The 17,712-nt window shown below is 66.9% G+C and carries 17 protein-coding genes; 12 read left to right on the forward strand and 5 right to left on the reverse strand.

The genetic code is table 11. The features are described 5' to 3' along the window. The 6 genes from dhaL to dhaK are packed head-to-tail and all read left to right on the forward strand — an operon-like array spanning position 1 to position 4,379. Positions 1 to 606, forward strand: a complete 606-nt coding sequence (gene dhaL, locus QX126_RS08060) for a dihydroxyacetone kinase subunit DhaL (protein WP_315780337.1) — start codon at positions 1 to 3, stop codon at positions 604 to 606. A 2-nt stretch (positions 607 to 608) separates the two neighbouring features. Next, entirely contained in the window at positions 609 to 1,007 is a 399-nt protein-coding gene (gene dhaM, locus QX126_RS08065) for a dihydroxyacetone kinase phosphoryl donor subunit DhaM (RefSeq protein ID WP_284416623.1), read from the forward strand. Positions 1,008 to 1,019: 12 nt separating this feature from the next. Further along, the gene (locus tag QX126_RS08070) at positions 1,020 to 1,322 is read left to right on the forward strand and encodes an HPr family phosphocarrier protein (RefSeq protein ID WP_315780339.1); all 303 of its coding nucleotides are present in this window, start codon (positions 1,020 to 1,022) and stop codon (positions 1,320 to 1,322) included. A gap of 2 nt (positions 1,323 to 1,324) precedes the next feature. Next, positions 1,325 to 2,944: a phosphoenolpyruvate--protein phosphotransferase gene (ptsP, locus tag QX126_RS08075; protein WP_315780341.1), complete on the forward strand. Its 1,620-nt coding sequence runs from the start codon at positions 1,325 to 1,327 to the stop codon at positions 2,942 to 2,944. Next, the gene (locus QX126_RS08080) at positions 2,941 to 3,393 is read left to right on the forward strand and encodes a hypothetical protein (protein ID WP_315777419.1); all 453 of its coding nucleotides are present in this window, start codon (positions 2,941 to 2,943) and stop codon (positions 3,391 to 3,393) included. The genes ptsP and QX126_RS08080 overlap by 4 nt, the downstream gene beginning before the upstream one ends. Continuing rightward, positions 3,390 to 4,379, forward strand: coding sequence for a dihydroxyacetone kinase subunit DhaK (gene dhaK, locus QX126_RS08085; RefSeq protein WP_315780343.1), 990 nt, complete (start codon positions 3,390 to 3,392; stop codon positions 4,377 to 4,379). Before QX126_RS08080 ends, dhaK begins: the two co-directional genes overlap by 4 nt. Before the next feature lie 12 nt (positions 4,380 to 4,391). Here dhaK and QX126_RS08090 read toward each other — a convergent pair whose 3' ends face one another. Next, the gene (locus tag QX126_RS08090; RefSeq protein ID WP_315780345.1) at positions 4,392 to 5,168 is read right to left on the reverse strand and encodes a GntR family transcriptional regulator; all 777 of its coding nucleotides are present in this window, start codon (positions 5,166 to 5,168) and stop codon (positions 4,392 to 4,394) included. Positions 5,169 to 5,234: 66 nt separating this feature from the next. Here QX126_RS08090 and QX126_RS08095 point away from each other — a divergent pair, with 66 nt between their 5' ends. The 6 genes from QX126_RS08095 to QX126_RS08120 are packed head-to-tail and all read left to right on the forward strand — an operon-like array spanning position 5,235 to position 12,693. Continuing rightward, positions 5,235 to 6,566 carry a M20 family metallopeptidase gene (locus QX126_RS08095; RefSeq protein ID WP_315780347.1) on the forward strand — a complete coding sequence of 444 codons (1,332 nt, stop codon included), beginning with the start codon at positions 5,235 to 5,237 and terminating at the stop codon, positions 6,564 to 6,566. Beyond that, positions 6,554 to 8,104: an ABC transporter substrate-binding protein gene (locus QX126_RS08100; protein WP_315780348.1), complete on the forward strand. Its 1,551-nt coding sequence runs from the start codon at positions 6,554 to 6,556 to the stop codon at positions 8,102 to 8,104. Before QX126_RS08095 ends, QX126_RS08100 begins: the two co-directional genes overlap by 13 nt. A gap of 15 nt (positions 8,105 to 8,119) precedes the next feature. Then, the gene (locus tag QX126_RS08105) at positions 8,120 to 9,067 is read left to right on the forward strand and encodes an ABC transporter permease (RefSeq protein ID WP_315780351.1); all 948 of its coding nucleotides are present in this window, start codon (positions 8,120 to 8,122) and stop codon (positions 9,065 to 9,067) included. After that, a complete protein-coding gene (locus QX126_RS08110) occupies positions 9,060 to 9,890 on the forward strand; it encodes an ABC transporter permease (protein WP_315739295.1) in 831 nt (276 codons plus the stop codon). The genes QX126_RS08105 and QX126_RS08110 overlap by 8 nt, the downstream gene beginning before the upstream one ends. Then, a complete protein-coding gene (nikE, locus tag QX126_RS08115; RefSeq protein ID WP_315780353.1) occupies positions 9,887 to 11,461 on the forward strand; it encodes an ABC transporter ATP-binding protein in 1,575 nt (524 codons plus the stop codon). Before QX126_RS08110 ends, nikE begins: the two co-directional genes overlap by 4 nt. A 17-nt stretch (positions 11,462 to 11,478) precedes the next feature. Continuing rightward, positions 11,479 to 12,693: a M20 family metallopeptidase gene (locus tag QX126_RS08120; protein ID WP_315780355.1), complete on the forward strand. Its 1,215-nt coding sequence runs from the start codon at positions 11,479 to 11,481 to the stop codon at positions 12,691 to 12,693. A 7-nt stretch (positions 12,694 to 12,700) separates the two neighbouring features. Here the strand turns inward: QX126_RS08120 and QX126_RS08125 are convergent, their stop codons facing one another. The 4 genes from QX126_RS08125 to QX126_RS08140 all read right to left on the reverse strand — a co-directional run bounded on the left by QX126_RS08125 (position 12,701) and on the right by QX126_RS08140 (position 17,710). Continuing rightward, positions 12,701 to 13,060: a carboxymuconolactone decarboxylase family protein gene (locus QX126_RS08125; protein ID WP_315780357.1), complete on the reverse strand. Its 360-nt coding sequence runs from the start codon at positions 13,058 to 13,060 to the stop codon at positions 12,701 to 12,703. Between the two features lie 9 nt (positions 13,061 to 13,069). Beyond that, positions 13,070 to 16,291: an efflux RND transporter permease subunit gene (locus QX126_RS08130; RefSeq protein ID WP_315780358.1), complete on the reverse strand. Its 3,222-nt coding sequence runs from the start codon at positions 16,289 to 16,291 to the stop codon at positions 13,070 to 13,072. After that, entirely contained in the window at positions 16,288 to 17,277 is a 990-nt protein-coding gene (locus tag QX126_RS08135; RefSeq protein WP_315780360.1) for an efflux RND transporter periplasmic adaptor subunit, read from the reverse strand. The genes QX126_RS08130 and QX126_RS08135 overlap by 4 nt, the downstream gene beginning before the upstream one ends. Positions 17,278 to 17,401: 124 nt before the next feature. Next, positions 17,402 to 17,710, reverse strand: coding sequence for a metalloregulator ArsR/SmtB family transcription factor (locus tag QX126_RS08140; protein WP_315780362.1), 309 nt, complete (start codon positions 17,708 to 17,710; stop codon positions 17,402 to 17,404). Positions 17,711 to 17,712: the final 2 nt, after the last annotated feature.

Consider the following 17,712-nt stretch of genomic DNA (forward strand, 5'->3'; position numbering starts at 1 on the left):
ATGGACCATGCGTTCAAGCGCAGGCTGATCATGGCGATGGCCGATGCCATCATCGCGCATGCCGAGGAACTGACCGCGCTCGATTCGGCGATCGGCGACGGCGATCACGGACTCAACATGAAGCGCGGCTTCGAGGCCGTTCTCGCCGACGTAGAGAACATTTCAGCCAAGCCTCTTCCCGAGGCGCTGAAGGCGGTCGGCATGGCGCTGGTGATGAAGGTCGGCGGTGCGTCCGGTCCGCTCTACGGCACGCTGGCGATGGGACTTGGCAAGGTGCTGCCATCAGAGCCATCTGCCGCTGAAGCGGCGGCGGCGCTCGGGCGTGCCATTGCGGACGTGAAAGCCCGCGGCAAGTCGGAAGCAGGCCAGAAGACCATGCTCGACGTCTTGATCCCGGTGCAGGCAGCTTTTGCGGCCGGCGGCGACGATCTCGCCGCCCGGCTGCCCGCGATCGCTGCCGAAGCTGCCGACGCGACCGTGCCGATGCTGGCGATCCGCGGCCGTGCTTCGTTTCTCGGCGAGCGTTCGATCGGACACATGGATCCCGGCGCGCGCTCCTCCAGCCTGCTCGTGCAGGCGATCTGCAGCGTATTCAATGAGGCCTGATCATGAGTGAGCAGAAGAATGTCGGCATCGTCATCGTGTCGCATTCCGCCAAGGTGGCGGAAGGCGCGGCCGACATGGTCAGGCAGATGGTCGGCGACAGCGTGCCGCTCGCGGCGGTCGGCGGCAATGCCGATGGCGGACTCGGCACCGACGTTGGCGCCATCATGGGCGCGATCGACAAGGCGTGGTCGGAGTCAGGTGTTGCGATTCTGGTCGATCTCGGCGGCGCTGAGACCAACAGCGAGATGGCGGTGGAGATGATGCCGGAGGAGCGGCGCGAGCGCATCGTGATCTGTAACGCGCCGCTGGTCGAAGGCGCGGTGATGGCGGCGACGGAAGCCTCCGGCGGCTCGCCGCTCGATGCGGTGCGCGCAACCGCCGAAGAGCTGATGGGCGGATGAGCAGGAACGAGAATGGCTGACGGTGGAGAGATCGGCATGCAGGAAGCGAAGGCGCATGCGCTGCTGACCAACGAGGTCGGGCTGCATGCGCGGCCCTCGGTCAAGCTGACCCAGCTCGCCAAGCGCTTTGCGTCGACCATCGAAGTCGCGATCGCGGTCGACGGGCCCTGGACCGATGCCAAGAGCCCGGTGAAGATCATGCGCGTCAAGGCCGCCAAGGGCGAGACGCTGTTCATGCGCGCCAATGGAACCGATGCCGAGGCCGCCATCGCCTCGCTGGTCGATCTGGTGAACCGCAAGTTCGACGAGGAGTGACGATGGAGCGGCGCATCTTCGGGCGGGCGGCGTCGGACGGGCTGGCCATCGGGCCCGCGGCGATCCTGCATGCGCTGGAGGGCGCCAGCCGGACGAAAGGGGCGATCGCCGAGGAGCATGAAGCGCTCGCCGTAGCGGTCGCGCATGCGCGCGAGGCCGTGGCCGAGCTGATCGACAGGCTCGAGGGAGACGCCGCCGAGCTGATCGGCTTTCAGCTCGCGCTGCTCGAAGACGATGCGCTGACCGAGGCGGCTTACGTCCAGATCGAGGGCGGCGTCGCTGCGGATGCGGCCTGGCGCGCGGCGATGGCGGAGGAGATGGCGGGGTATGAGTCCGCCGAGGACGAATATTTCCGCGCCCGCGCCGGCGACCTCGCCGACATCCGGGATCGCGTGCTGCGACACTTGTTCGGCTTGCAGCAGAACGGCAAGTTGCCGAAGGGGGCGATCGTCGTTGCGCGTGATCTGGCGCCATCCGCTTTCCTCGCCATCGAGTGGACGAATGGAGGGGGCATCGCGCTCGGCGAGGGCAGCCCGACCAGCCATGTCGCGATGTTGGCGCGCAGCCGCGGCGTGCCGATGGTGGTTGGGCTCGGTCACGATTGGGACAAGCTGACAGGGGATTTGCTGGTCGATGGCGGTCGCGGTGTCGTCATCGCCGATCCCAGCGCGCACTCTGTCGCCGCCGCGCGGGCGGAGGACGAGACGGTCTCGCGCCGCAGGGCGGAGGCAAGGGCGCGGCAGCACGAACCGGCACTGACGCGCGACGGCACCTTCGTTTCCGTGCTCGTCAACATCTCCGGTCCTGGTGATATGACGGCGCTGCCAGCCGCAGCGTGCGATGGCGTCGGTCTGGCGCGCACGGAGTTTCTCACCGGCAACCTGCTTCACGATGAGGAGGCGCAATATCACGCCTATGCCGAGCTCGTGCGCTGGGCCGAAGGCCGGCCGGTCACGATCCGCACGCTCGATGCGGGCGGCGACAAGCCGATTCCGGGCTACACGATCGATGGTGAGAGCAACCCGTTTCTTGGCCTGCGTGGCCTCCGTCTGTCGTTGCGTCATCCCGAGATCTTCCGTGTTCAACTGCGCGCGCTGGCTCGCGCCGCTGCGCTCGGACCGCTCAAGGTGATGCTGCCGATGGTGACCAATGCAGCGGAGCTGGACGTCGCGCGCCGCCATCTCCGCGCCGTGCTCGCCGAATTGGCCGCCGGCAACGTCGCGTTCGCCGCGCCGGCCTTCGGAATGATGGTCGAGGTGCCGGCTGCTGCGTTGGCAGCGCATGACTTCGCTGCGGACTTCTTCTCGATCGGCACCAATGACCTGACCCAATACGCGACCGCTGCTTCGCGTGACGGCGCCGAGGTCGCCGACTATGCCGACGTGCTGCATCCCGGGGTGTTGGCGATGATTGCCCATGTGGTGCGCGCTGGTCGCGCGCGGGGCGTGGAAGTCTCGATCTGCGGCGACGCCGCCGGGGATGTCAGAGCCATTCCGGCGCTGCTTGGGGTCGGCGTGCGCGCGCTGTCGGTCGCGCCGGGCCTGCTGCCGCTGGTGAAGTCGGTGATCCGCGAGCTTGACCTCGCCAAGGGCGCGGAAAAGGCCGCGGGAGAGGGCGCATGAGTGACCAGGATGCATCGGGGGGCGCAAGCCCGCTCGCCGAATACAAGGCGATCCTGCGCGCGGTGATCGACAGCCGTCCCTCCGGCACACGGCAGCGGTTGGCGGAGGCGATCGGCAAGAATCGCAGCTTCATCTCGCAGATCGTCAATCCGGCCTATGCGACGCCGATCCCGCTGCAGCATCTCGAGACCATCTTCCACATCTGTCACTTCTCGCCGCATGAGCAGCAGGCGTTTCTGACCGCCTACCGCGCCGCGCATCCGGGCCGGCTGGACGAGGCCGAGGCGCAGCGGCCGATGCGGCGACTCGTGGTCGAGTTGCCGGACTTCGGCGACTCCGCGCTCAACGCCCATGCCGACCGCATCATCACTGGCGTCGCGCGCGGCATCACCGCGCTGATCTCAGCCAATGAAAACAACGACGACGCCGAACCGGGAGGGAAGCCATGAAGAAGCTGATCAACGCCGTTTCCGACGTGCTGACCGAGAGCCTGCAGGGTTTTGCCGCCGTGCATGGCGACATCGTCACGCTGGGCGAGGACAACAAGTTCGTTCGCCGCACGAGCCTCAAACCGGGGAAGATCGCGCTGATCTCCGGCGGCGGCTCCGGCCATGAGCCGCTCCATGCCGGCTTCGTCGGGCCGGGCATGCTCGATGCCGCCTGTCCGGGCCAGGTGTTTACATCGCCAACGCCGGACCAGATGCTCGCGGCCGCGCAGGCCGTGGACACAGGCGCGGGCGCGCTGCTCATCGTCAAGAACTACGAAGGCGACGTGATGAATTTTGCGATGGCCGCGGAGATGATGGAGGGCAAGGTCGCGACCGTCATCACCGACGACGACGTCGCCGTCGAGACCTCGACCTATTCGACCGGCCGCCGCGGCGTTGCCGGCACGCTGGTCGTGGAGAAGATGCTTGGCGCCGCGGCGGAGCAGGGGCGCGATCTCGATGCGCTCAAGGCGCTCGGCGACAACGTCAACAGGCGCACGCGGTCGATGGGCGTGGCGCTGACCTCTTGCACCGTGCCGGCCGCCGGCAAGCCGACCTTCACGCTCGGCGAGGACGAGATGGAGATGGGCGTCGGCATCCATGGCGAGCCCGGCCGCCGCCGGGTCAAGCTGGCCTCCGCGGACGCCATCGCCGAGGAGATGATGGGCGCGATCCTGGCCGATCTTGCAGCGAAGCCCGGAACTCCATGCCTGCTGCTGGTCAACGGCTTCGGGGCCACGCCAGCGATGGAGTTGTACGTGATGGCCAATGCGGCGCGGCGCATCCTGGAAGGGCGCGGGCTCGCCATCGCGCGCGGGCTGGTCGGCTCCTACGTCACCTCGCTCGACATGGCCGGCTGCTCGCTCACGGTCACCGCGCTCGATGAGTCGACGATGGCGCTGTGGGACGCGCCGGTGCACACGGCCGCCCTGCGCTGGGGCTGCTGAACCGAGGTCCGCTCAGCGGATCTCGTTGGAGTAGTAGTGCTGCGCCGTCGTGGCGCGGTGCTGGCTGAGGATCGCCAGCGCGCCGGTCTGGTCATAGGCTTCCTCGTCGATGACGAGCACGGCGGCCGGCGCGGAGAGGCCGAGCAGCTTGCGGTCCTCCTTGGTGGCGACCTCGGCCGTCACCTTCTCGCGCACCGCGGCGATCCGGATGCCATAGGCCTCGAGCAGATGGCGGTAGATCAGGGCAGGGACCTTCTTCGGCTCGCGCGGAAATCCCGCCACGCGGCTCGCGACCATCGAGATCCGCGAATGCAGCACCGGCGCGCCGGCGACGCGGCGGATGCGATGAAGATGCAGCAGCGGCTCGCCGTCGGCCACGCCGAACAGCGCTGCTTCGGCCGGCTCGGCGGTGCGGGTCGTCACCGACAGCACCTCGGCTTGCGACTGCAGCAGGCTGCCGTCCGCGCCGAGCAGGCGGAAGTACTGGAAGAAGAAGCTGAGCCCATGCTGCGACGCGCGGCCCGTCACCACCGTGCCGGTCTTGCGCCGCCGCATCAGCATGCCGCCAGCTGTGAGGTCGGCCAGCGCCCGGCGGATGGTGCCGACGGCGACGCCATATTGGTTGGCGAGCGCGACCTCGCCGGGCAGCACCGTGCCCGGCGGCATGTCGCCGATCAGGATCGCCTCGGCGATCTGCCGCTTGACATGCTCGTAGAGCGGCACCGGCAGCGCGCCCGGACCCGCACCGACTCCGTCTGCCGCTTTGCTGGCCACAGCTGCCTTTTTCATGGAATTGACAAATGCCGCGTCGTGAATTCTATTTCTATATAGAATATAGGATTGAGCAGACGGCAAATGATTTCTCAGGGCATTCCAGTAGATCGGAGCCAGCCCGGCCTGGCCGGCGCCTTCGCTGCGATCGACGGCATGGCCGAGACTGCCGTCGTGGACCTGCGGAAGCTGGTGGCGGTCGATACCAGCTTTCCGCCGGGCGCCGGCTACGATGCCTTTGCCGACGTGATGGAGCAGCTCGCTAGGCCGCTGGCGCTGGATTGCGAGCGCGTGATTGTCCCGGAGGATCTATGGCGCGCACCGGGCGCGCGCGGACCGCGTACGAATCTGATCGCACGGCGCCGCTCCGGCAGACCGGTGCTCGGGCTCTATTTCCATGTGGACACAGTACCGGCGGCGCCCGGCTGGGCGACCGATCCGCTGCAACTGAGCCGCGACGGTGACCGTCTGACCGGACTCGGCGCAGCCGACATGAAGGGATCCGTCGCGGCAGCGCTGCTCGCGCTCCGCGCCGCGCAGCAGACTGGATTGTCGCTGGCCTATGATCCGATGCTGCTGCTGTGCACGGACGAGGAGGCGGGGCTTTATCCCGGAGTGCGCTACCTTGCCGAACAGGGGCGCCTCGAAGGGCATATTCTGAATTTCAACGGCAGCGCCATGCCGCGGATCTGGGCCGGCTGCTTCGGCCTGTTCACGCTCACGGTGCGCGTTCACGGCACGGCGGCCCATGCCGGCGAGCAGCGCCGTGCCGGCGCCAACGCGATCGAGGCGGCCCTGCCGATCCTCAATGCGCTCGCCGCTTTGAAGCCGCTCGTCGCGCAGCGGACATCGACGTTGCCGCCACCTCCGCAGACGGCTGGACCGCTCACCGCGAGCCTCGACATCTCGGCTATTCATGGCGGCCAATGCGGCGGACAGATCCCCTCGCTGGTCGAGATTCTCCTGTGCCGCCGCTATGCGCCCGAGGAGGACTTCGCCGCCGCGCGCCGCGAGATCGAAACGGCGATCCGGCAGGCGGCCGGCATGCTCGACGTCGAGATCATCCTCACCGGTCATCTGATGCCGACATCCGATCCCGGCGGGCCGCATTGGCCGCGCTGGCAGCAGGCGCTGTCGGCCGGTTTCGGCTACGCGGCCGAGGACTTCGCCCGATGGGGGGCGTCCGGCTGCTCCGATTTCGGCTGGGTGCAGCAGGCCACGGGCCTGCAGGAGGTGCTGCTCACGGGTCTCGGCAGGCCCGATAGCCGCATCCATGCGCCGGGCGAATCGACGACGTTCACCGACATCGTCGCATTGGCGAAGTCGGTGCTCGCCTATCTTGCGGCCGAGTTCTGTCCCGAGCTCTCTCCCGAAGCCATCACGCCCGAAAAGGACTTCGCCCGATGCCGTCCGTGACTCGTCGTCATTTCCTTGCCGGCTCCGCGCTCGCGCTTGGTGCCCTGCCGCAAGTCTCTCTCTCCGCCGAGGCGCCCAAGCGCGGCGGCGTGTTGCGGATCTCGGTCGATCAGGGTGCGGCCGTCATTCACCCGCTGCTCGCGCGCGTCAATCCGGAATACCTTATTACCGAGCTGCTCTATTCCAACTTGACCCGGTTGAAGCCGGACATGTCGGTCGAGCCGGACCTCGCGTTGTCGTGGCAGGCCGGCGCGGGGCTCACCGAGTGGACGTTCAAGCTGCGGCCCAATCTCAGCTTCCACGACGGCTCGCCGCTGACGGCGGAGGATGTCGTCGCGACCTTCAAGGCGATCCTCGATCCGAAGACCGCGTCACCGGCGCGTACCAATGTCGGCCCGATCAAGGATGTCGCCGCCGTAGATGCGTCGACCGTGCGGTTCACGTTATCGGTTGCCTTCGCCGATTTTCCGGTCGCGCTCGCCTACAACAATGCGCGCATCGTGCCTGCGAAAGTCGTTGCCGCCGATCTCGCCAGCCTCGCCACAAAGGCGAATGGTTCAGGGCCGTTCAAGCTCGTGTCCTATGAGCCGGACCGCAAGATCGTCGTCGAGCGCAACCCGGTCTATTACGATCCCGCGCGGCCTTCACTCGATCGCGTCGAGATCCTCGTCTATCCCGACCGCACCGCCGAGGCATCGGCTCTGATTTCGGGCGACATCGATCTCATGTTGTCGACCACGCCCGGCGAATATGAGCGGCTCGGCAAGGCCAGCGGCGTCAAGGCGGTGCGGATCCCCTCGGGGCAGTTTCTGAACGTCAACATGGGCTGCGACCAGAAGCCGTTCAACGACGTTCGCGTGCGCCAGGCGCTGGCGCTGACCATCGATCGCGAGGCCATGGCCGGCTTCGTGGCCGGCGGCTATGGCACGCCCGGCAGCGACACGCCGCTGAGCCCCGCCTACCGCTTCTATCAGGACAGCAAACTGAAGAAGCCCGACATGGCCAGAGCCAGGCAATTGCTTGCCGATGCCGGCTATCCCTCCGGCATCGACCTGACGATGGTGGCATCCGACAAGCCGGACACGCGCACGCAGCTTGGCGTTGCGATCCGTGAGATGGCGGCGCCCGCCGGCTTCCGCATCAACGTTCAGACGATGCCGCACGCAACCTATCTCGATCAGGTCTGGAAGAAAGGCAATTTCTACGTCGGCTTCTACAACATGCAGTCGACCGCCGACGCGATCTTCAAGCTGCTCTATACCTCGGATGCGGCCTGGAACGAGACGCGCTGGAACAATGCGCGCTTCGACGAGATCGTCAATGCGGCGCGTAGCGAGACCGACGATGCCAATCGTGCCGCGCTCTATGCGCGGGCCCAGACGATGATGAGCGAGGAGGTGCCGTCGGTCATTCCGGTCTTCTTCGACATCCTGGCGGCGCAGCGCGCGTATGTGGAAGGCTACCAGCTGCATCCGCGTGGGTCGGTGTTCCGGCTCGATCTCGTCTCGCTCGGCGCCGGCGCGCCCAAGCGCAGCTGAGGCAGGATCCGAGCGGTGTCATTCGCTTGGCTGCTACGGCGGCTGCTCCTGATGGTCTACACGGTCGTCATCGTCAGCGTGCTGGTGTTCGCCATCACGCAGGCGCTGCCGGCTGATGCCGCGCAGACGCTGCTTGGCGAGAACGCCTCGCCAGAGGCGCTGGCAGCCGTTCGCAGCCGGCTCGGGCTCGACGATCCGGTCTGGCAGCAATTCGCGCATTGGGTCGCGCACGCGGCCACGGGCAATTTCGGCGTCTCCATGCGCACCGGCCTGTCGGTCGCGCCGGAGATGCTGACGGCGCTGTCGCGCTCTCTGCTGCTGGCAGCTGGCGCGCTCGTCGTCACTCTTCTGATCGCAGTCCCGCTCGGAATCTTCGCGGCGCTCCGCAAGGGCCGGCCGACGGATACGACGACCAGCGTGATCGCCTATCTCGGGGTCTCGCTGCCGGAATTCGTCACCGCAACCGTGCTGGCGCTGCTGCTGACCGACATCCTGCCATGGCTGCCGGCGACCGGCTACGTGTCGCCGCTGGAGGATGCCGGGCTGGCGCTACGCCATCTGATCCTTCCGGTCCTGACGGTCTCGGTGATTCTCGTCGCGCATGTCATGCGCATGATGCGCTCGGAGACGCTGGACGTGCTGCAGTCCGACTACGTTCGCGCGGCGCGGCTGAAGGGCCTGCCTGAGCGGACGGTGCTGGTGCGGCACGTGATGCGCAACGCGCTGCTGCCGGTTATCACCATCGTCGCGCTCGACGTCGGCTATCTCTTGGGCGGCATCATCGTCATCGAGGAGATTTTCGCCATCCCCGGCATCGGCCGCGCATTGATGATCGCCATCACCACCCGCGATCTGCCGTCGATCCAGGCCGGCGCGATGATCATGGCGGTCACCTACGCGATCACCAACACGCTGGCGGATGTCGTCTACGCGCTGCTCGACAAACGGATCAGCTATGACTGAGCTGTTCGGCAGGATGATCCGCAAGCCGCAGGGGGCGATCAGCGTGATGCTGCTCGTTGCCCTCGCCATCGTCTGCATCCTCGGCCCGTGGCTCGCGCCCTATGGGCCGGAGAAGATGGATTTTCTCGGCCGTTTCCGCCCGCCGGGATGGCAGAACTGGCTGGGCGCCGACCAGTTCGGCCGCGACGTGCTGAGCCGCCTGCTGTCCGGCGCGCGCGCCACCGTTCCGATGGCGCTCGCGGCGACGCTCGCCGGCAGCGCGATGGGCGCCGTGATAGGCGTCGCATCGGCCTATCTCGGCGGCAAGGCCGACGAATTCATCATGCGCACCAACGATGCTGTGATGGCCATTCCCGGTCTCCTCACGGCGCTGCTGCTGGTCAGCACGCTCGGCAATGGGGCTGTCAACGCGGTGATCGCGATTGGCTTTGCGTTTGCGCCTGGCATGGCGCGGGTCACGCGCTCCGTAGCCCTTGCGGTGCGCAATCAGGACTACGTCAAGGCCGCCATCGCGCGCGGCGAGGCGGCATCGCAGATCATCTTTCGCGAAATGCTTCCCAACGTGATGGGCCCGATCATCATCGAGGCCACGATCCGGGTGTCGTTTGCGGTGATGCTGTTCGCTACGCTGAGCTTCCTTGGCCTGGGAGCGCAGCCGCCAGCATCCGAATGGGGGCTGATGGTGGCCGATGCGCGGCAATACATGCACCAGGCGCCGTGGATCCTGATCGCGCCCTCGGCGGCGATCGCGCTGTCGGCGATCGCCTTCAATCTCGTCGGCGATGCGCTGCGCGACGCGCTGCATCCGCGGGACGATCGATGAAGCCGGCGCTCGCCATCACCAATTACGGGCTGGACTACGTCACATCGGCGGGCGCCGTCGAGGTGCTGCGCGACGTGTCACTCGAGATCGCGCCGGGCGAGGTGCTCGGCCTCGTCGGCGAATCCGGCTCCGGCAAGAGTTCGCTGGCCTGGGCGCTGATGCGGCATCTGCCGGCCAATGCCCGCGAGATCTCGGGATCGCTGCGCCTCGGCGATATCGACCTGCGGTCTCTGAGCCCGAAGCAACTCACCGAGGTGCGGGGGCGCCGGATCGGCATGGTGTTCCAGGACCCGTCGACCGCGTTGAATCCGACACTGACCATCGGCCATCAGATCACCGAGACGCTGATGCGTCATCGCGGTCTGAACGCGCGGGCCGCCAGGGATCTCGCGGTCGAGCTGCTCGGCCATGTCGAGCTGCGTGACCCCGCGGCGGTGCTGCGGCGCTATCCGCACGAGATCTCCGGCGGCGAGAAGCAGCGGGTGATCATCGCGACGGCCTTCGGCTGCCGGCCCGATGTCATCCTGTTCGATGAGCCCACGACAGCGCTCGATGTCATCACCGGTGCCCGTATCATCGAGCTGTTCGCGCGCCTGCGCGCGGAAACGGGCGTCGCTGCGCTCTACATCTCGCACGATCTCGCGATGATGACCCGCGTCGCCGATCGCGTCGCGGTGATCCGGCACGGCCGCGTCGTCGAGCAGGCGGGGGCATCTGATATATTTCGGACGCCGGAGCACGACTATACCAAGGCACTCATCGCCGCGGTGCCGCGTCCGGAGCGGCGGCTCGTGAATGATCAGCCGGGCGCTGCCGTGGTGCTTGAGGCGCGTGGCATCGAGGTGCATTACGGCCGGGCCAGCCTGTTCCGCGCGTCGCCACCACCGGCAACCAAGGCCGTCGATGTCGACATCCGCGCAGGCGAAATCGTCGGCCTCGTCGGCGAATCCGGCTCGGGGAAATCGTCCATGGCGCGCGCCCTGACCGGGCTCGCCCGCTTCGACGGTACCATCAGTTTCGACGGCCGGATGCTGCGCGGGGCCCGCGACATGAATTCCGCCTATCGTCGCGATGTTCAGATCGTGTTCCAGCACCCGGATTCCTCGCTCAATCCGCGTCACCGCATCGGCGAGATCCTGTCGCGTCCCTTGAGGCTCTACGGCGGTGATGTCGCCTCAGTGCCGCGCCTTCTCGATCAGGTCCGGCTGCCAGCGTCCTATGCGATGCGCTGGCCGCACCAGCTATCCGGCGGCGAGAAGCAGCGCGTCGCAATCGCGCGGGCCTTTGCCGCGCGGCCGCGACTGGTGATCTGCGACGAGATCACGGCGCCTCTCGATGTCTCCGTCCAGGCCCAGATCATCGAGCTGCTGCTGGCTTTGCGCGCCGAGACCGGCGCGGCCTATCTCTTCATCACCCACGATCTCAACCTGATCAGGCAGATCGCGCACCGCATCGTCGTGATGCGCCACGGCCGGCTGGTCGACAGCCGTGCCGTCGATGCCTTCGGCGCAGACGACGTTCACCCTTACACCCGCGAGCTGATGGCGGCCTCGCCAGCGCCCGTTGGCTGACCGCAAGGATTGCCCCCATGGATCGCAACGACCTGCTCGCCCGTATCTCCGTCCCGGAGTCGCTCGCGCTGCTGTCGCGCATGGTACAGCACAAGAGCTATTCGAAGACCGAGGGCGAGAAGCAGCTCGCGACGTTCATGGCCGAGCAGATGAGCGCGATCGGCCTGGATGCGCTCGTCGCGCCGTTCGGTGCCGAAGGCCGCGTCAACGCCGTCGGCCGCTGGAACGGCACCGGCGGCGGCAAGAGCCTGCTCTTCAACGGCCATGTCGATACCAATCCGGTGACGGAAGGCTGGACCGTCGACCCCTGGGCAGGGAAGGTGGACGACGATTTCGTCTACGGAATCGGCGTGTCAAACATGAAGGCCGGCGACGCCGCCTATTTCTGCGCGGTCAAGACGCTGATCGAGGCCGGCGTCAAGCTGAGGGGCGACGTCATCCTGACCTATGTGGTCGGCGAGCTGCAGGGCGGGGTCGGCACCTACTCGTTGCTGGAGCAGGGGCTGCGCGCGGACTATTTCATCAATTCTGAGCCAACCGACCTCAAGGCGATGACGATGCATGCCGCGGCATTCATGTTCATCATCGAGCTCGTCGGCAACACGCGGCATCTGTCGAAGCGGGAGGAGGCGGTTGACGCCATCACTGCCGCCTGTGATCTCATTCCGCGTCTCAATGCGATGCGATTCTCCGGCGCGCGTTCGCCGGCACATGAGGCCATCAACCGCGTTCATGTCGGCGTCGTGCACGGCGCGCTCGGTCGCGAGCTGCACGAGTGGCGGACGCCGCAGGTCGCGGATTTCGTCCGTATCAAGGGCTCCGGCCGCTACGCGCCGGGCCAGACCGAGCAGGGCGCATTGGCGGACATGCGGCGCGAGCTCGATGCGCTGGAGGCGCGTTTTCCCGGCCTGAAGGCTCATCTGATGTCGGAGGATCGCGCCGGCGTACCGACCATGCCGCCGTTCGAGGTCGCGCCCGAGAGCGCGATCGTCCGTGCCGTCAACAATGCCTATCGCGTCGTGCGCGGCGCCGCCCAGCCGACGGGCCCGGTGGCGCCCAGCTGCTTCTATGGCACCGATGCCGGCCATCTTTATACCTATGGCGGCATGGAGGGCATCGTCTGCGGACCGGGCGGCCGCTACAACACGATGCCTGACGAGCGCGTCGACATTCCCGACTATCTCGACATGATCCGCATCTACATGCTGGCGATTCTCGACATCTGTGGCTGATGCCGCGTCAGGCGGCGGCTGTCGCGTGTTCCTGGAACTGTTCGAAGGCCGCGATCGCATCGGCGGCATACATGAGCGACGGTCCGCCGCCCATGTAGATGGCCATGCCGAGCGTTTCCTCGACCTCCTGGCGGGTCGCGCCGAGACGCACAAGCGCGTCGGCATGGAAGCCGATGCAGCCGTCGCAGCGGACGGCAACGCCGATCGCCAGCGCGATCAGCTCCTTGGTCTTCTTGTCGAGGGCGCCGTCGCGACTCGCGGCCTGAGCCAGTGCAGAGAAGCCCTGCATGACCTCAGGGATGTCCTTGCGCAGCGTTCGCAGATTGCCGGAAATGTCCTTGCAGAGCTCGGGGTAGTTCTTGTCCATCATCATCTCCTAGGACATCTTCGTGGTGGGTTTGCCGGGCTCGCGCAGCGCGATGTAGATCGCGGGGATCACGAGCACGGTGAGCAGGGTGGATGAGGCCAGGCCGAACAGCAGCGAGATCGCCAGCCCCTGGAAGATCGGGTCGAGCAGGATCGTCGCCGCACCGATCATCGCCGCGAGCGCCGTCAGCAGGATCGGCTTGAAGCGCACGGCGCCGGCCTCCAGCACGACGTCGCGCAACGTCTTGCCCTCGTTGCCGCTGTGGCGGATGAAGTCGACCAGCAGGATCGAGTTGCGGACGATGATGCCGGCCAGCGCGATGAAGCCGATCATCGACGTCGCCGTGAACGGCGCGCCCAGCAACCAGTGGCCGAGCAGGATGCCGATCAGGGTCAGCGGGATCGGCGTGAGGATCACGAGCGGCAGCCGGAAGCTCTTGAACTGCGCCACGACCAGAACGTAGATGCCGAGGATGGCGGCGCCGAATGCGGCGCCCATGTCGCGGAAGGTCACGTAGGTGATCTCCCATTCGCCATCCCACAGCAGCGTCGGACGGGACTCGTCCTTGGGCTGGCCGTGGAAGCCGATCACGGGCTTCGGCAGCTTGCCCCAGTCATGGGCGTCGATCCGGTCGGCGACCGCGAGCATGCCGTAGAGCGGAGCCTCGAAGCGGCCGGCGAGTTCGGCCATCACCATGTCGGCAAAGCGGCCGTCACGGCGGAAGATCGTCGGCGACCCCTCTTCCATGGTGGCCTTCACGACCTGGCCGAGTTCGACGACGGTCTTGCTGCCAGGCACCGTGTTGGCGGGCACCGGCGTCGATGCCAGGGCCTGGCTCCAGCTCTTGTCGTGCTTCGGCAGACGCACGGCGATCTCGATCGGATTGCGGTCTTCGCCGCGATGCGAGTAGCCGACCGAGACGCCGCCGAACAGCGTCTGGATCGTGTCGTAGACGTCGCGCTGCTCGACACCGAAGAATTCGAGACTGTCCTGATCGATCGACAGTCGCAGCCGCGGCCGTCGCTGACCGATGGAATCGTCGATATCGACGATGAAGGGAACGTCGGCGAAGACCTTCTTGAGTTCGGTGGTGACGGCGCGCCGAGTCGCCGCGTCCGGACCGTAGATTTCCGCCAGCAGGGTGGCGAGCACCGGAGGCCCGGGCGGCACTTCGACCACCTTGATGCTGGTGCCGGCCGGCACAGGGATGCTCTTCAGCCGCTGGCGCAGCTCGAGCGCGATGTCGTGGCTCGCGCGCTTGCGGTCGCCGCGCGCGGCGAGATTGACCTGGAGCTCGCCGAGCTCGGGCCGCTCCCGCAGATAGTAGTGCCTCACGAGACCGTTGAAGTTGAACGGCGCCGCCGTGCCGGCATAGCTCTGCACGGTCGTGATCTCCGGCAGCCCATGCGCGATGTCGGCGGCCGCGAACAGCGTGCGCTCGGTATCCTCAAGGCTCGCGCCTTCGGGCAGATCGACCATCACGGCGATCTCCGACTTGTTGTCGAACGGCAGCAGCTTGACGGTGACGGACTTGGTGGCGAACAGCGTCATCGACAGCAAGGTGGCGATACCGACGCCGAGCAGGAAGATCCAGGCGGAGCGCTTGCTGGCGACGATCGGGCGCGCGACGCTTCGGTAGATGCGTCCGAGACGGCCTTCGCCATGCGCGTCATGAGAGCCTGCCGAGGCGCTGGTCGACCTCGGCGCCAGCCGCAGCATCAGCCACGGCGCCACCACCATGGCGACGAAGAACGAGAACAGCATCGCCGCCGAGGCGTTGGCCGGGATCGGCGCCATGTAGGGGCCCATCAGTCCCGACACGAACAGCATCGGCAGCAGGGCGGCGACCACGGTCAAGGTCGCGACAACGGTGGGGTTGCCGACTTCGGCGACCGCCTCGATGGTGGCCTGCAGGCGCGGCCGGCCGTCATGCATGCCCCAATGGCGCGCGATATTCTCGACCACGACGATGGCGTCATCGACCAGAATGCCGATCGAGAAGATCAGGGCAAACAGGCTGACCCGGTTGATCGTGTAGCCCATCAGATTGGCGGCGAACATCGTCAGCAGGATCGTGGTCGGAATCACCACGAAGGTGACGAGGGCTTCGCGCCAGCCAATGGCGACCGCAATCAGCACGACGATCGAGATCGTGGCGAGGCCGAGATGGAACAGCAGCTCGTTGGCCTTCTCGTTGGCGGTCTCGCCGTAGTCGCGCGTCACCGTGACCGCGACGTCGCTCGGAATGAGACTGGCCTTCAGCCCTTCGAGGCGCTGCGCGATGTCGTGAGACACCACCACGGCATTGGCGCCGGCGCGCTTGGCGAGCGCGAGGCTCACCGCCGGCACCCGGTGCCAATCGCCCTTGTCGTTGCGGGCGTCATCCCAGACGCGATGCTCTGCGAGGTTGGGGCCGATGACGACGGTGGCGACGTCGCGCACATAGACGGGACGGCCGTCGCGCGTCGAGATCAGCAGCAGGCCGATGTCCGGGATACCGGTGAGCGTCTGGCCCGCGGCGACATTGCGCACGATGCCGCCGTCGCGAACGTCTCCGGCCATGAACGATCGGTTCGCGTCCTTTACCTTGGCGACGAGCTGCTGCAGGGTCACGCCGAACAGCGACAGTTTTTCCGGATCGGGCTCGACCCGGATCTGCTGGGCGCCGCCGCCGGAGATATAGGTCAGACCGATATTGTCGACCTTGGTCAGCTCCGCCCGCAGCTTGTCGGCGAGCTCGTAGAGGTCCTTGTCGGACCAGCGCCCGGCGGCTTCAGGCTTCGGCGACAGCGTCAGCACGGTGACGGCGACGTCATTGATGCCGCGGCCGACGATCAGCGGCTCGGGAATGCCGACGGGGATGCGGTCGAGGTTGGCGCGTAGCTTCTCGTGGACGCGCAGGATCGCGTCCTCGAACTTGGTCCCCACCAGGAACCGCGCGGTGACCATGACACGGTCGTCCTCGGTCTGGCTGTAGACGTGCTCGACGCCATCGATCGCCTTGACGATGGTCTCCAGCGGCTTGGTTACGAGCTCGACGCCGTCGGGCGCACGCAGGCCGTCGGCGTTGACCCGGATGTCGACCATCGGCACGCTGATCTGCGGCTCTTCCTCGCGCGGGATCACGACGACGGCGATGAGGCCGACCACGAGCGCCGCGAGCAGAAACAGCGGCGTCAGCGGCGAGGCGATGGTCGCCTGGGTAAGCTTGCCTGAGAGTCCGAGTTTCACGGCTGCACCAACTGGTCGCCGGCGCGCAGGCCGGACAGGATTTCGAGTCCATCGGGGAGATCGGCGCTCGGCAGAGCGCGGCCGCGCTGCACCGGAACGCTCACCTTCTGCGCCCCTTGCTGCAACTGGACATAGTCGATGCCGAACCGTGTTGTGACGTAGCGCTGCGGGATCACGTAGGCATCGCGTTGGCCGCCGGAGATCCAGACCCGGAGCCGGTCGCCGACGAAATACTGGCCGAGACCGGAGACGATCGCGTCGGCCACGACACGGCCTTCCTCGATCTGCGGATAGACCAGGTCGATCACCCCCCATTTGTTGGCGCTGTCACCGAACTCGGCGCCGTCGACCCGCACCCTGTCGCCCGCCTTGAGAAAGAGAGCGTGCCGCTCGGGCACGCGCAGTCGCAGCTTGAAGTTCTGCTGCGCCACGGTCACCACGGGATCGCCCGGCAGAACGACCGATCCGACGGCAACGAGCTTTTTCAGCACGCGGCCGTCGTCGGGCGCCAGCACTTGGCCTTCGCTCATCTGCTGGTTGACCACGGCACGCTCGGCGGTCTTGGCCCGCAGCCCGTTCTCGGCGACGTTGAGCGCCGTGCGCGTCTCGTCGAGCTTGATGCGGGGCAGGGTGCCGCGCTCGACGAGGCCCTCGGTACGCGTGAAGTCGATCTGCGCCTGGTTCGCTTGCGCCTGCAGCGCTTCGATCTGGGCGTCGAGCGATTTGATCTGCAGGGCCAGCTTTTCATCGCCGATCAAGGCGATGGGCTGGCCGCGCTTGACCGGGTCGCCTTCGCGCACCGAAAGCTGCACGATGGTGCCGCCGATGCGGCCGCGGGCAGGGACCACGCTGATGCTCTCCACCGTCGCGAACACCGCCTTCTCGTCGGCGACCTGCCGTGGCGCCACCGTCAGCGTCTCCGCAAGGGCCGGCGCCGCCTGCCACGCCATCGCGGCGACCAAGCTCAGGACCGATAATCTGCGCATCAGCCTATTCCTGTCTCTTCTATTGACCTAAATCGGGTAAAGCGAAACATCCGTGGGCGGTACAGACATCCCACCGGGATGCGGGTTCCCACTTGATGCTAGTCAAGTCGGCGGGATCGCGCCGTCATAGTCTCGGCGCAGGTTTCGGCGGCCGCGTTGCGCAATAGACCTGATAGAGGGTCTTCAGGACCTCGCGAGCCGGCTCGCTGGTGATCGAATAGTAGATCGTCTGCCCCTCGCGCCGCGCGGTGACCAGGCCGTCCTTGCGCAGCAGTGCGAGGTGCTGCGAGACGGTCGAGTCACGCAGGCCGAGGAATGCAGCAAGCTCGCCGACAGACCGTTCGTTGTCGACCAGCTGGCAGATGATCAGGAGCCGGTGCCGGTTCGACAGCGCCTTCAAGAGGTCACTGGCCTGGTCGGCCGCCGCTTCCATGA

This window comes from Bradyrhizobium sp. SZCCHNPS1003, from assembly GCF_032381555.1.
Taxonomy (GTDB): Bacteria; Pseudomonadota; Alphaproteobacteria; order Rhizobiales; family Xanthobacteraceae; genus Bradyrhizobium.

Excerpts from the sequence above, each read along its gene's own strand:
- QX126_RS08100 (WP_315780348.1), top strand. The coding sequence starts at position 6,554 with ATGCCGTCCGTGACTCGTCGTCATTTCCTTGCCGGCTCCGCGCTCGCG.
- QX126_RS08125 (WP_315780357.1), bottom strand. The coding sequence starts at position 13,060 with ATGGACAAGAACTACCCCGAGCTCTGCAAGGACATTTCCGGCAATCTG.
- QX126_RS08095 (WP_315780347.1), top strand. The coding sequence starts at position 5,235 with ATGATTTCTCAGGGCATTCCAGTAGATCGGAGCCAGCCCGGCCTGGCC.
- dhaK (WP_315780343.1), top strand. The coding sequence starts at position 3,390 with ATGAAGAAGCTGATCAACGCCGTTTCCGACGTGCTGACCGAGAGCCTG.
- QX126_RS08140 (WP_315780362.1), bottom strand. The coding sequence starts at position 17,710 with ATGGAAGCGGCGGCCGACCAGGCCAGTGACCTCTTGAAGGCGCTGTCG.
- QX126_RS08120 (WP_315780355.1), top strand. The coding sequence starts at position 11,479 with ATGGATCGCAACGACCTGCTCGCCCGTATCTCCGTCCCGGAGTCGCTC.
- dhaM (WP_284416623.1), top strand. The coding sequence starts at position 609 with ATGAGTGAGCAGAAGAATGTCGGCATCGTCATCGTGTCGCATTCCGCC.
- nikE (WP_315780353.1), top strand. The coding sequence starts at position 9,887 with ATGAAGCCGGCGCTCGCCATCACCAATTACGGGCTGGACTACGTCACA.
- QX126_RS08080 (WP_315777419.1), top strand. The coding sequence starts at position 2,941 with ATGAGTGACCAGGATGCATCGGGGGGCGCAAGCCCGCTCGCCGAATAC.
- QX126_RS08090 (WP_315780345.1), bottom strand. The coding sequence starts at position 5,168 with ATGAAAAAGGCAGCTGTGGCCAGCAAAGCGGCAGACGGAGTCGGTGCG.
- dhaL (WP_315780337.1), top strand. The coding sequence starts at position 1 with ATGGACCATGCGTTCAAGCGCAGGCTGATCATGGCGATGGCCGATGCC.
- QX126_RS08110 (WP_315739295.1), top strand. The coding sequence starts at position 9,060 with ATGACTGAGCTGTTCGGCAGGATGATCCGCAAGCCGCAGGGGGCGATC.
- QX126_RS08070 (WP_315780339.1), top strand. The coding sequence starts at position 1,020 with ATGGCTGACGGTGGAGAGATCGGCATGCAGGAAGCGAAGGCGCATGCG.
- QX126_RS08135 (WP_315780360.1), bottom strand. The coding sequence starts at position 17,277 with ATGCGCAGATTATCGGTCCTGAGCTTGGTCGCCGCGATGGCGTGGCAG.
- ptsP (WP_315780341.1), top strand. The coding sequence starts at position 1,325 with ATGGAGCGGCGCATCTTCGGGCGGGCGGCGTCGGACGGGCTGGCCATC.